This window comes from Edaphosphingomonas laterariae (assembly GCF_900188165.1).
Lineage (GTDB): Bacteria > Pseudomonadota > Alphaproteobacteria > Sphingomonadales > Sphingomonadaceae > Sphingomonas_E > Sphingomonas_E laterariae.
Genome location: NZ_FZOS01000009.1, coordinates 131,637 through 144,189, shown reverse-complemented (window position 1 = coordinate 144,189; position 12,553 = coordinate 131,637). Strand labels below are relative to the sequence as shown.

Here is a 12,553-nt window from a genome sequence, read left to right as displayed (position 1 = left end):
GGATGGCCCATGAAAGACGAAACCGAAGCCGATCTCAGCGGCGTCTCCTCCCGCCGCCGGCCCAAGGCCGATGCCGTCGAACTCAACGGCCGGCGGCTCAAGCCTGCCACGCTGATGATGGGGCATGGCTATGATCCGATGCTGTCCGAAGGCGCGCTCAAGCCGCCGATCTTCCTCACCTCCACCTTCGTTTTCGAAAATGCCGCCGCCGGCAAGCGCCATTTCGAAGGCGTCACCGGCAAGCGCCCCGGCGGGGCCGAGGGCCTCGTCTATTCGCGCTTCAACGGCCCCAATCAGGAGATATTGGAAGATCGATTGGGCGTCTGGGAAGATGCCGAAGACGCGCTCACCTTCTCCTCGGGCATGGCGGCGATCGCCACGGTCCTGCTGGCGATGGTCCAGCCGGGTGACGTCATCGTCCATTCCGCGCCGCTTTACGCCGCCACCGAAACGCTGATCGGCAAGATCCTCGGTCGCTTCGGCGTCCAGTGGCTCGATTTTCCGGCGGGTGCCAGCCGGGATGAGATCCACGCCGTGCTGGCCCGCGCGCAGGGACTGGGGCGGGTCGCGCTCATCTATCTCGAAAGCCCGGCCAACCCGACCAACCAGCTGGTCGATATCGAAGCCGTCCGCGCCTCGCGCGATGCGCTGTTCGCCAGCGGTGGCCATGTGCCGCCGATCGCGATCGACAACACCTTTCTCGGTCCGCTCTGGCAGAAGCCGCTCCACCATGGTGCCGATCTGGTGCTCTATTCGCTCACCAAATATGCCGGCGGGCATAGCGATCTGGTGGCGGGCGGCGCGGTCGGGTCGAAGGCGGTGATCGGCCAGATCCGCGCGATGCGCAACACGATCGGCACGATCGTCGATCCGCATTCGGCGTGGATGCTGCTGCGCAGCCTCGAAACGCTCGAGCTACGGATGAGCCGCGCGGGCGAAAATGCCGCGCGGGTCTGCGCCTACCTCCGCGATCACCCCAAGGTCGAGCGGGTCGGCTATCTCGGCTTTCTTGAGCCCGGATCCAGCCAGGCCGATATCTATCGCCGCCACTGCACCGGCGCCGGCTCCACCTTCTCGCTCTATCTGAAGGGGGGCGAGCGCGAGAGTTTCGCTTTCCTCGATGCGCTCAGGATCGCCAAGCTCGCCGTCAGCCTCGGCGGCACCGAAACGCTGGCCAGCGCGCCGGCCGCGATGACGCATCTCTCGGTGCCTGATGATCGCAAGCTCGCGCTCGGCATCACCGACAATCTCGTCCGCATCTCGATCGGGGTGGAAGATGCCGATGATCTGCTGGCCGATATGGAACAGGCGCTGAAAAGCATCTGATTTGCGCCCCCGCCCCGGCTGCGCGCCGGGGCGGTTTGGCCGGACCGGCGCATTCGGCCCGATCGCCGCACGCTTTCCCTGTTGCACAAGACCTTGCCGATGGTCGATGGACTGTCGCCAAGAAAATAGTGGAGGGGTTTGGGAATGCGTGGCGCCAGCAAGATGGCAATGTGGGGCGGCGTCTTGCTGCTTGCGGGGTGCGGCCCATCGGCCGGCCCGATCGATCATTCGGGGCCGCTGGCCGATTGGCGCTTTTATGGCGGCGATGGCGACGCCAGCCATTATTCGCCGGCGACGCAGATCACGCCGGCCAATGTCGGCGCGCTCAAGCCCGCCTGGACCTATCATATCGGCATGCTCGACGTGCCCGAAGGCGTCTCGCCGACGTTCGAGGCGACGCCGATCGTCGCCGACGGCAAGATGTTCGTCTGCTCGGGTCTCGGCAAGGTCGCCGCGGTCGATCCGGAAACCGGCAAGGAGCTGTGGGCCAACGAGCATAAGGCCGATCCCACCAACGCCTATCTGATCAACTGCCGCGGCGTGACCTATTATCGCGATCCCGCGCCGCAGCCCGCGAGCCCGGAATGCGCGGCGCGCATCCTCGTCGGCAGCCTTGACGGGCGCCTGCGCGCGCTCGACGCCGAAACCGGCAAGCCTTGCCAGAGCTTCGGCGACAAGGGCGTGCTCGATCTGACGCAGGGGCTGGGGCCGGTGAAACCCGGCGATTATGCGATCTCCTCGCCCCCCGTGGTGGTCGACGGCAAGATCATCCTGGGCGGCCGCGTGCCGGATAATATGCGGACCGACGTTCCGGCCGGCGTGATCCGCGCCTTCGACGTCCATTCGGGCAAGCTCGCCTGGGCGTGGAACCCCCTGCCGCCGGGCGTGACCGACGCGGCCGATGCACCGCCGGGCGAACCCTATGTCCGCGCGACCGCGAACAGCTGGGCGCCGCTTGCCGCCGATCCCGCGCGCAACCTCGTCTTCGTGCCGACCGGCAATGCCGGGCCCGATCATATCGGTATCGATCGCGGCGGCCGTGATTACTGGTCCTCGTCGGTCGTGGCGCTCGACGCGCGCACGGGGGCACCGCGCTGGCGCTTCCAGACGGTGCACCATGACGTGTGGGATTATGACGTCCCGGCCCAGCCGCTGCTGTTCGATCTCAAGCGCGACGGGCAGTCGATCCCCGCGCTCGCGCAGGCGACCAAGCAGGGCCATATCTTCATCCTCAACCGTGAAACCGGCGAACCTTTGTTCGGGGTCGAGGAACGGCCGGTGCCGCAGGAAGGCGCGCTGCCCGGCGAAAAGCTGTCGCCGACCCAGCCTTTCCCCAAGGACGCTGCGCTCAACGTGCGGCGTGAACTCACCCGCGACGACATGTGGGGCTTCACGCCGTGGGACAAGGCCAAGTGCCGCGCCTTGTTCGATAGCGCCAACTGGCAGGGCGTGTTCACCCCGCCGTCGACGCGCGGGACGATCTTCTTCCCCAGCTTCATGGGCGTGAACAATTGGGGCGGCCTCGCGATCGATCCGGTCAACCAGATCCTCGTCGTCAACACCACCCAGGTGCCGGCGATCGTGAAGATGGTGCCGCGCAAGGAAACCGATGCCATGCTCGCGCGGGGCGAACGGCTGCTGCCCAGCTTCGGCGCGCCTTATGGCAATACGATGAACCCGATGCTGTCGCCCTTCGGCGCGCCGTGCGTGAAGCCGCCATGGGGCACCCTGGTCGCCATCGATCTCAAATCGGCGAAGAAGCTGTGGGAAGTGCCGCTCGGCTCGACGCGCGATCTCGCGCCCTGGCCGATGTGGATGGATCTCGGCGTGCCCAATATGGGCGGCGCGATCGTCACCGCGTCCGGCGTGGTGTTCATCGGCGCCACGACCGACAATTTCCTGCGCGCGTTCGATATCCGCACCGGGCGCGAACTGTGGAAGGGGCGGCTGCCGGCGGGCGGCCAGGCGACGCCCGTCACCTACCGGCTCAAGAAGGATGGCAAGCAATATGTCACCATCGCGGCCGGCGGGCACAAATATCTCGGCACCACGATCGGCGATGCGCTCGTCACCTTCGCGCTCGACGACAAATAAGGGGCGCCTGACACTTAGAGCGGTCGATCTGCTTGCATCGGATCGACCGCACGATTGATGGGATAGGGCGCGGCTTCGGCGCCGGCGGATGATGCCGCTTGGCCTGGAATCGTTCTAACCGAAAAGCCCCGGCCGCATCGCTGCGGTCGGGGCTTTTTCTTGTCGGCCGGTCGGTCGATCAGGCGTAGGTCACCGTCACCCGCGTCTTGCGGCTGCGGCGCATGGCCCCGCCCAGCAGGCCGAAGCCCATGATCATCTGCGCCCAGGTCGCCGGTTCGGGGACGAAGGAGGTGAACATCTGCCCGGTCGAGAAGATGTAATCCGGGTTCGCCGCGACATCGAAACCGATGTTCCAGCCAATCGCATCGAGCAGTGCGAGGTCCAGCCCCTCGGCATGATCCTCCACGCCGTTGCAGATATAGGGGTTCATGATCCCCAGGAAATCGGTGCAGGGCACCGTCGGTTCCTTCCAGTGCGATGCCTGCCAGCCATCGCCGCGGGTGCTGCCGGTCGACCAATAGCCGCCTTCATAAGCGGTCGCGCCGCCATCCAGCGAGAAATAGGACGGTGTGCCGAACGTCCAGTCCAGCTGCCCTTCGGAGCTGTAGCGGAACAGATCGGCGGTATAGCCCCACCAATAAGTATCGACTTCGCCGGGCAGGCCCGAAACATAGTCGAAATCCTCGACCGCGCTCAGAAAGCCGAGCGCATGGCCGATTTCATGCACGGCGACGCCGATGAAATCATAGGTGCCGGCGCTGATCCCGTCGGTCGGGTCGAAATCGAAGGCGAAGGTGCTCGAAAAGGCGATCTCGGCATCGATGACGCCGGCATTGAAGGTCGGATCGTTGATCAGCGCCTTCGCATTCGCGCTGGAAATGGCGATGGTGTTGCCGATCTCCTCATTGGTCGGCGCCAGCCGCGTGCCGTTGCCGGCGGTGACGCCGTCCTGCGTCGCGGGGGTCAGATAATCGGGCACCAGCACGTTGACGCCGCCACTGGCGTCGGTCGGCGCCAGATTGGCCAGCGCCATATTGTCGATGGTGCTCTTGGTCGAATTGAAGTTCAGCAGCGCATAATATTGGTTGATCTCGATAAAGGGGATCAGCGCCGTGCTGGTGCCGCCAAGAATGCCCGGTCCCAGATCTTGGTAGCTGACATTGAAGTTCAGCGTCACATCGTTGGTCAGCACGCTTTCCCAATAGCGCGCGGCGATGGTGAAGCCCATTTCGGCGGCCGAGCCGGCCACGCCGCCCTGGTCGATCAGGTTGATCTTGGCGGCGCTGGCGGATGACAGCGGCACAGCCAGCGCAGCGGCGGCGATCGCCGAGCGCAGCACAACACGGCGCAATTCCAAAGCTACATTGGACATGATCGATTTCCCCTGTTCAGGACAACCGGGCCATGTTCCGGGGCGCGACCGCGTCTCGGAAGACGGATTCGGTTAAAGCCTGTTTACCAATAGGGACTGATCGACATTGACGGTCAAGCCACCCAAGTGGCGGCTTTTTCCGCTGCCCTGTTTTGGGACGGTAGCGAAAGCAAAAGGCCCGGGGGCTTGCGCTCCCGGGCCTTTTGTCTTGCTGGCGGGTCATGCCCGCCGCGCGGTGGCCGATCAGGCGGCCAGCTTGCGCAGCACGTAGGGCAGGATGCCGCCGTTCAGGAAATAGTCCAGCTCGTTCACGGTATCGATCCGGCAACGCGTCTGGAAGCTTTCGGTCGAACCGTCGGCCCGCGTCAGCTTCACCGTCACGCCCTGGCGCGGGCGCAGGCCGGCGACATTCTCGATCGTGAAGGTTTCGGTGCCGTCCAGCTTCAGCGTGTTGCGGTCGACGCCATCGGCGAACTGCAGCGGCAGCACGCCCATGCCGACGAGGTTCGAACGGTGGATGCGTTCGAAGCTTTCGGCGATCACGGCGCGAACGCCCAGCAGGTTGGTGCCCTTGGCCGCCCAGTCGCGCGACGATCCGGTGCCATATTCCTTGCCGGCGATCACGACCAGCGGGGTGCCGTCGGTTTTGTACTGCATCGCCGCGTCATAGATCGCCATCACTTCGCCGGTCGGCACATGCTTGGTCATGCCGCCTTCGATGCCGGGGATCATCTCGTTCTTGATGCGGATATTGGCGAAGGTGCCGCGCATCATCACTTCATGGTGGCCACGGCGCGCGCCATAGCTGTTGAAGTCCGCCTTGCTGACCTGGTGGTCGAGCAGATAGCGGCCGGCGGGCGAATCGGCCTTGATCGAACCGGCCGGGCTGATGTGGTCGGTGGTGATCGAGTCGGCGAACACCGCGAGCGGGCGTGCGTCGCGAATGTCGGTCACCGCCGCCGGGGTCATCGACATGCCGGCGAAGTAAGGCGGGTTGGCGACATAGGTCGAACCGGCCGGCCAGCTATAGGTGTCCGAACCCGTGACGTTGATGCCCTGCCAGCGGGCGTCGCCCTTGAACACATTGGCATAACGGCTCTGGAACATGTCGCGCGTGATCGCGCCGTCCATCACCGAACGCACTTCGTCGTTGGTCGGCCAGATGTCCTTCAGGAACACGTCCTGGCCGTCCTTGCCCTGGCCGATCGGGGTGTTGACGAAGTCGGTCGTCACGCTGCCCTTCAGCGCATAAGCGACGACAAGCGGCGGCGAGGCGAGGAAGTTCGCGCGCACGTCGGGCGACACGCGGCCTTCGAAGTTGCGGTTGCCCGAAAGCACCGACGCGGCAACGATGTCATTGCCGTTGATCGCGGCCGAAATCGGCGCGGCCAGCGGGCCGGAATTGCCGATGCAGGTCGTGCAGCCATAGCCGACGAGGTTGAAGCCGATCGCGTTCAGCGGTTCCTGCAGGCCGGCCTTTTCCAGATAGTCGGTCACCACCTGCGAACCGGGCGCGAGCGAGGTCTTCACCCACGGCTTCGGCTTCAGGCCCTTTTCGACGGCCTTCTTGGCGACGAGGCCGGCGGCGACCAGCACGCTCGGGTTCGACGTGTTGGTGCAGCTGGTGATCGCGGCGATCACGACGTCGCCGTCGCCGATGTCATGGTCGCGGCCTTCGACGGCCACGCGCGCCGGCTGGGCCTTCTTGTAGACGGCTTCCAGGTCGGCGTTGAACACTTCGTCCACCTGGGTCAGGACAACCTTGTCCTGCGGGCGCTTGGGGCCGGCGAGCGACGGCAGCACCGTGCCCATGTCCAGTTCCAGCGTGTCGGTGAACACCGGATCGGCGGCATCGGTGTTGAGCCAGAAGCCCTGCGCCTTGGCATAGGCTTCGGTCAGCGCAATCTGCTCCTCGGTGCGGCCGGTCAGGCGCATATAATCGAGCGTCTTGCCGTCGATCGGGAAGAAGCCGCAGGTCGCGCCATATTCCGGCGCCATGTTGGCGATGGTCGCGCGGTCGGCGAGCGACAGCGCGGAGACGCCCGGGCCGTAGAATTCGACGAAGCGGCCGACGACGCCCTTGGCGCGCAGCATCTGGGTCACGGTCAGCACCAGGTCGGTCGCGGTGATGCCCTCGGCCAGCGCGCCGGTCAGCTTGAAGCCGACGACTTCGGGGATCAGCATCGAAACCGGCTGGCCGAGCATCGCGGCTTCCGCCTCGATGCCGCCGACGCCCCAGCCGAGCACGCCCAGGCCGTTGATCATCGTCGTGTGGCTGTCCGTGCCGACGCAGGTGTCGGGATAGGCCACGGTCGCGCCGGAGGCGTCGGTCGAGGTCCACACCGCCTGCGCGATATTCTCAAGATTCACCTGATGGCAGATGCCGGTGCCCGGCGGGACGACCTTGAAATTGTCGAGCGCCTTCGAGCCCCACTTCAGGAACTCGTAGCGTTCGCCGTTGCGCTGATATTCCAGCTCGACATTGTCTTCGAACGCCTTGGGGCTGCCGAACTCGTCGACCATCACGGAGTGGTCGATGACGAGGTGGACGGGCACCTGCGGGTTGATCTTGGTGGCGTCGGCGCCGAGCGCGTTCATCGCGTCGCGCATCGCGGCCAGGTCGACGACGCAGGGGACGCCGGTGAAGTCCTGCATCAGCACGCGGGCCGGGCGATACTGGATTTCACGTTCGGAGGTCGGGTTCTTCTGCCAGTCGACGATCGCCTGGATGTCTTCCGGGGTCACCGTCACGCCATCTTCGAAGCGCAGCAGATTCTCGAGCAGCACCTTCATCGAGAAGGGCAGGCGCGAAACGTCGCCCAGCTTCTCGGCGGCTTTGGGGATCGAGTAATAATGGACGGTCGTGCCCCCGACCTCAAGGGTCGCGCGGGTGTTGAGCGTGTCCTGTCCGACGGCGGTCATGGGCTATATTCCCTATGCTGCAATGCGAGAGTCACGCGGCCCTTAGCAGGGGGTGTCGCGTCGGGCAAAGCCCGAATCTGGCCGATCGCCCGTGCTTGGCAGGAACGGCCGGGATGGGTGATCGGGCCATCGAAACCCCGCCATGGCCAACCAACCCCGCAATCGGGCCATCCCTCATTTGCTTAGGCCTTCCCAACCCCGCGCGACCGGTGCGAACCTGCCCGCCAACAACAAGCAGACCAATCGCCGGAGAGCATCATGAAATTCGTCCTGTCGGCCGCCTTCGCGCCCGTTCCCGCCTTGCCTGAACTCGCCGTTGCCGCCGATGAATCCGGCTGGGCGATGATCACCATGTCCGATCATGTGGTGAACCCGGAGACGTTGACGACGCCTTACCCCTACACCCCCGATGGCTCGCGCCGCTGGCCAGAATTCACCGACTGGCCGGACCAGCTTGTGATGATGGGGGCCTATGCGACGATCACCAAGCGCATCCGCTTCACCACCAACGCCTTCGTCCTGCCGATGCGCAATCCCTTCCTGGTGGCGAAGGCGGTGTCGACCGTTTCGGCGATCTCGAACAACCGCGTGGTGCTCACCTGCGGGGTCGGCTGGTCGAAGGATGAATATGGCCTGCTCGGTCAGGACTTCCACACCCGCGGCAAGCGCGCGGACGAGATGATCGAGATCATGAAGCTGCTCTGGTCGGGCGAATATGTCGAATATCACGGCCAATATTATGATTTCCCCCGGATCGAGATGAACCCCAAGCCCGCCGGGCCGGTGCCGATCTGGATCGCCGGCATTTCGGATGCGGCGCTGCGCCGCGCGGCCCGCGTCGGCGAAGGCTGGCTCACCGATCTGCAGCCGGCGGCTGAAATCGTCGCCAGCATCGAGCGAATCCGGGCGCTTCGCCGCGAATATGGCCGCGATCGCCTGCCCTTCGACGTGCTCGCCTCGCCATCGGATGTGTTCGATCTCGATGGCTATAAGCGGCTGGAAGATCAGGGCATCACCCATATTCTGATGCAGCCCTGGCATCTTTATCACCCCGGCACCCAGGATCCGCGCCAGATGATCGACAGCGTCAAGCGCTATGCCGACGATGTGATCGCCAAATTCGGCTGATCGGGCCGGGCTTTCGGGTGGACGCGCGCATTCCGGCCACGCCGGGCGGGCATATGTCGACGGGGCCGCACGGCATGGCGATGCCAAGCTTGCGTGCTGGCCCCAAGGGTGTATGCCGCTGTGCACCATGGTGCTGAAGCGTTTGTTCAAGCTCTCGCGGCCGAGCGGCCGCCCGGAAGCCTCCCTGCCGGCCGGACGCCGGGTCTATGCGATCGGCGACGTCCACGGCCGCCTCGACCTGCTCGACGATCTGCTTGCGCAGATCGCGCAGGACGATGCGCGGCGCGGTTCGTGCGAGACCGACATCATCATGCTGGGCGATCTGATCGACCGGGGGCCGGAGTCTGCCGGTGTCGTCGAACGGTTGCGGCTGCTGGCGTCGCATGGCCGCCGCATCCGCTTCCTGATGGGCAATCATGAAGAGATTTTTCTGAAGGCGCTGGGCGGCGACGTGCAGGCGCTGCGGCTTTTGATCAAGGTCGGCGGCAAGGAAACCGCGCTGAGCTATGGCATCACTGCCGAGGAATATCTCGCCTGCGACTTCGACGAGCTGCTGATTCTGCTGCAACGGAAGGTGCCGCAGAGCCACGTCGATTTCCTGTCGGGCTTCGAGGATTGCATCGTCCTTGGCGACTGCATCTTCGTCCATGCCGGGCTGCGGCCCAATCTGCCGATCGACGAGCAGCGGACGAGCGATCTGCGGTGGATCCGCAAGGAATTCATCGACAGCGATGCCGATTTTGGCGGCCTCGTCATCCATGGGCATAATGTGACCGACGAAATCGACCGTCGGAACAATCGGATCGGGATCGACACCGGCGCCTATGCCAGCGGCCGGCTCACCGCGCTCGGGCTTGAGGGCAGCGAACAATGGAGCCTCGTTGCCGACGAGCAGGCGGCCCGCCTGTCAGCCTGATTCGGCTGCGCGCGTGAAGCGCGCGGACCTTCCCGGGCGAAATCCTGATTTGTGGAAATCATTGCCGCGGCTCGCGGCGGCTGCTCTCTGCGTGGAATCGGTCGATCCAGGGCAGGAGATTGATGGCGACCATCGGAGCGCCATATGGCGGGCCGTGACCGTTGCGACGATCCGGTTCGCGAAACCCGTATAATTGTGGGGCGGCTGGCGCCGCCCCACATCGAAAATCAAATCAGCGATTAGTTGCTGACCGGACCCTCGTTGTCGTTGCCGCCATCAACGGCGACGACGATGCCACCGATCACGGCCGCAGCGGCGAGCACGGCGAGGATGACGCCGCCGCCGCCCAGCTTGCTTTCATCGCTGCGATCAGCACCGGCGCGAGCGCCCGAAACCGCCGAACCAACCGAAAGACGGCTGGCGGGCGAAGCGGCCTGTGCCAGCGTCGGCACGGCCATCATTGCCACGGCGACGGTGGCGGCCGTGACTGCCTTACGAAAACCCATGAGACAACTCCCTTTATGCTGACGGCATTTGGGCGCAATCAGCTAGCGTGCCATGCATTCAAAACGTTAAAGATTCAACCCCCAAACCGCCGAAGAGCTTGTGATCTGCGGCGGATACCTTGGAAAGTCAGTCGAACTTCAAAGTAGAGCCAATAGTCTGCGACTGATTTGTTTGAATGATGGATTCGTTCCGGCGGCAGAGGGATCATTGACATTGGGGCCTGGGTTCGAGCGGCAGTCCCTTCGCGCGTTCATCGGCGATCTGCACTAATGCCGCCGAAGCACTTTCGGCGCGTTGCTTGCCGCTGGGATGAGTCGGGTCGGACAATGGGCCGAAATCATAGGTGCGGCCGAATCGTCGCCAGAATTCCGGTGCTTGCTCAACCGCAAAGCCCGCCCGCGCGGCCATGTAGAGGCCGACATGATCGGCTTCGCATTCGGTTTCCTTGATCCGGCGCGCATTGGCGCCGACAATACTGAGCAAGCCGCGCGAAACCTTCTGATCATCGAGCCGTGCACGATGTCGCAGGGCATTATGCGCCATTTCGTGGGCGATGATGAAGGCGAGCTCGTCGTCATTGCGGGTGAAATCGACCATCGCGCTGGTGATTGAGATCATGCGCCCGTCCGCCGCCGCGTCGAGCTTTCCCGATGGGAGCAGTTGAATCCGCGATGCGCAGGTCGCGAGCGGCGTGATGCTGACGTCGATCGTCTGCCCGTCGCGCACCAATTGCATCGCGACGGGGCCGGCCTCGGCGGCGGCGTCAAGTTGGTCAAGCAATTGCTGAACCGGTTCATAATCGCCGCCCTTGCGGCTGCGCGGGCTATCGGCAGCGTCCACCGCCACGCCATTGATCGCGACCAGGCGATCATTGGCCTGGATACCCGCCAGTGCGGCGGGGCTGCCCGGGACCACGCCCATCACGCCCGGCGAATCACCCAGCAGGAACAGGCGTTCGGCGGCTTCGCGATATTTGCCGCGATACTGCCGGCCATCATGGATGACGAGCCCGGTGGCGGCCGAATGATCGGCGCAAAGCGGCAGATTCGCCGTAGCCAGCCGAAAGGCGATCGCGGCCACGCGGACATCCCCGTCGCGCAGCGCGAGCAGGCCGGCGTCGATAGCCGAGATCGGCTGCGGATCGGCCGCAGGTTCGGCGCTGGCCGGTGCTGCCGCCTGCACCAGCGACGCGCCGACCAGAAGTTTCAGCCAAATGGACGTGCCGACGGCCATGCCCGGAACGCGATCAGCCGCCGACGACCTGTTCGATCGTACCGAAAATGGGATGGCCGTGATCGTCCTCCACCCAGATCCGCACGCTGTCGCCATGCTTGAGGAAGGGCGTGACCGGGGCGCCGGAGAGAATCGTTTCGATCATCCGCACCTCGGCGATGCAGCTATAGCCGCGCCCGCCCTGGGCGATCGGCTTGCCCGGTCCGCCATCGGCGTCGCGGTTGGAAACCGTGCCCGATCCGATGATGCTGCCGGCGCACAGGCTGCGCGTCTTGGCGAGATGCGCGATCAGCGTGCCGAAATCGAAGGTCATGTCCTCGCCGGCCTCGGTGCGGCCGAAGGGCTGGCCGTTGAGATCGACATGGAGGCGGCGGACGAGCTTGCCATCCTGCCAGCCGGGGCCAAGCTCGTCCGGGGTAACGAACACCGGCGAAAAGGCCGAGGCGGGCTTGGACTGGACGAAGCCGAATCCCTTGGCGAGTTCCGCCGGGATGAGGTTGCGCAGCGAGACATCGTTGACGAGCCCGACGAGCCGGATCGCATCGAGCGCGGCGTCGCGGCCCGCACCTTGCGCGACATCGCCGGTGACGACGACGATCTCGGCCTCAAGGTCGCAACCCCATGCCTCGTCGGCGAGCGGGATGGGATCGCGCGCGCCGAGAAATCCGTCCGAACCGCCCTGATACATCAGCGGATCGGTCCAGAAGCTTTCGGGAAGTTCGGCACCGCGCGCGCGGCGCACCAGTTCGACATGGTTCACATAGGCCGAGCCATCGGCCCATTGATAGGCGCGCGGCAGCGGGGCGGCGGCCTGACGTTCGTGGAAGCGCATCATCGGGATGACTTCATGCGCGAGATCGGTGGCGAGCAGTTCGAGCTGCGGCGCCACCCGATCCCAATCGTCCAACGCGGCCTGCAGGGTCGGCGCGATATGCGTCGCATCGGCGCACCAGGCGAGATCGCCGCTGACGACCACAAGCCGCCCGTCGCGTCCATCCTTGAGCGATGCCAGCTTCATTACGCCTCTCCTTGCCGTGGGAAGCGAGGATTAGAGC

The 12,553-nt window shown here is 65.0% G+C and carries 8 protein-coding genes and 2 pseudogenes; 4 read left to right on the top strand and 6 right to left on the bottom strand.

Features of this window, described 5'->3' with window-relative positions; all coding sequences use genetic code 11:
- Nucleotides 1–9: 9 nt before the first annotated feature.
- Together CHB74_RS10485 and CHB74_RS10480 are read left to right on the top strand one after the other, a co-directional pair.
- Complete coding sequence (locus tag CHB74_RS10485) at nt 10–1,326, top strand: cystathionine gamma-synthase family protein (RefSeq protein ID WP_089219578.1); 1,317 nt, start codon at nt 10–12, stop codon at nt 1,324–1,326.
- A 144-nt stretch (nt 1,327–1,470) separates the two neighbouring features.
- A complete protein-coding gene (locus CHB74_RS10480) occupies nt 1,471–3,420 on the top strand; it encodes a pyrroloquinoline quinone-dependent dehydrogenase (protein ID WP_089219577.1) in 1,950 nt (649 codons plus the stop codon).
- A gap of 178 nt (nt 3,421–3,598) precedes the next feature.
- Here CHB74_RS10480 and CHB74_RS22775 read toward each other — a convergent pair.
- The 3 genes and pseudogenes from CHB74_RS22775 to acnA form a co-directional block, all read right to left on the bottom strand.
- Nucleotides 3,599–3,703 (bottom strand): annotated as a pseudogene (locus CHB74_RS22775) (PEPxxWA-CTERM sorting domain-containing protein); the annotation flags it as partial.
- 78 nt (nt 3,704–3,781) lie between these two features.
- Nucleotides 3,782–4,648 (bottom strand): annotated as a pseudogene (locus CHB74_RS10475) (NF038122 family metalloprotease); the annotation flags it as partial.
- 387 nt (nt 4,649–5,035) lie between these two features.
- Nucleotides 5,036–7,714 carry an aconitate hydratase AcnA gene (gene acnA, locus CHB74_RS10470; RefSeq protein ID WP_089219575.1) on the bottom strand — a complete coding sequence of 893 codons (2,679 nt, stop codon included), beginning with the start codon at nt 7,712–7,714 and terminating at the stop codon, nt 5,036–5,038.
- Between the two features lie 258 nt (nt 7,715–7,972).
- Between acnA and CHB74_RS10465 the strand changes: the two genes are divergently transcribed.
- Nucleotides 7,973–8,842, top strand: a complete 870-nt coding sequence (locus CHB74_RS10465; protein ID WP_089219574.1) for an LLM class F420-dependent oxidoreductase — start codon at nt 7,973–7,975, stop codon at nt 8,840–8,842.
- Nucleotides 8,843–8,969: 127 nt separating this feature from the next.
- A complete protein-coding gene (locus CHB74_RS10460) occupies nt 8,970–9,758 on the top strand; it encodes a metallophosphoesterase (RefSeq protein WP_089219610.1) in 789 nt (262 codons plus the stop codon).
- A gap of 239 nt (nt 9,759–9,997) precedes the next feature.
- On the opposite strand, the gene CHB74_RS10455 is transcribed toward CHB74_RS10460, so the two are convergent.
- The 3 genes from CHB74_RS10455 to CHB74_RS10445 form a co-directional block, all read right to left on the bottom strand.
- Nucleotides 9,998–10,264 (bottom strand): hypothetical protein, encoded by a 267-nt coding sequence (locus CHB74_RS10455; RefSeq protein WP_089219573.1) that lies wholly within the window; start codon nt 10,262–10,264, stop codon nt 9,998–10,000.
- Nucleotides 10,265–10,469: 205 nt separating this feature from the next.
- Nucleotides 10,470–11,498, bottom strand: a complete 1,029-nt coding sequence (locus tag CHB74_RS10450) for a M48 family metallopeptidase (protein ID WP_179220802.1) — start codon at nt 11,496–11,498, stop codon at nt 10,470–10,472.
- A gap of 13 nt (nt 11,499–11,511) precedes the next feature.
- On the bottom strand, nt 11,512–12,516 hold the full coding sequence (locus tag CHB74_RS10445) for a fumarylacetoacetate hydrolase family protein (RefSeq protein WP_089219571.1): 1,005 nt from the start codon (nt 12,514–12,516) through the stop codon (nt 11,512–11,514).
- Nucleotides 12,517–12,553 lie beyond the last annotated feature (37 nt).

Excerpts from the sequence above, each read along its gene's own strand:
- CHB74_RS10485 (WP_089219578.1), top strand. The coding sequence starts at position 10 with ATGAAAGACGAAACCGAAGCCGATCTCAGCGGCGTCTCCTCCCGCCGC.
- CHB74_RS10445 (WP_089219571.1), bottom strand. The coding sequence starts at position 12,516 with ATGAAGCTGGCATCGCTCAAGGATGGACGCGACGGGCGGCTTGTGGTC.
- CHB74_RS10465 (WP_089219574.1), top strand. The coding sequence starts at position 7,973 with ATGAAATTCGTCCTGTCGGCCGCCTTCGCGCCCGTTCCCGCCTTGCCT.
- CHB74_RS10460 (WP_089219610.1), top strand. The coding sequence starts at position 8,970 with ATGGTGCTGAAGCGTTTGTTCAAGCTCTCGCGGCCGAGCGGCCGCCCG.
- acnA (WP_089219575.1), bottom strand. The coding sequence starts at position 7,714 with ATGACCGCCGTCGGACAGGACACGCTCAACACCCGCGCGACCCTTGAG.
- CHB74_RS10455 (WP_089219573.1), bottom strand. The coding sequence starts at position 10,264 with ATGGGTTTTCGTAAGGCAGTCACGGCCGCCACCGTCGCCGTGGCAATG.
- CHB74_RS10450 (WP_179220802.1), bottom strand. The coding sequence starts at position 11,498 with ATGGCCGTCGGCACGTCCATTTGGCTGAAACTTCTGGTCGGCGCGTCG.
- CHB74_RS10480 (WP_089219577.1), top strand. The coding sequence starts at position 1,471 with ATGCGTGGCGCCAGCAAGATGGCAATGTGGGGCGGCGTCTTGCTGCTT.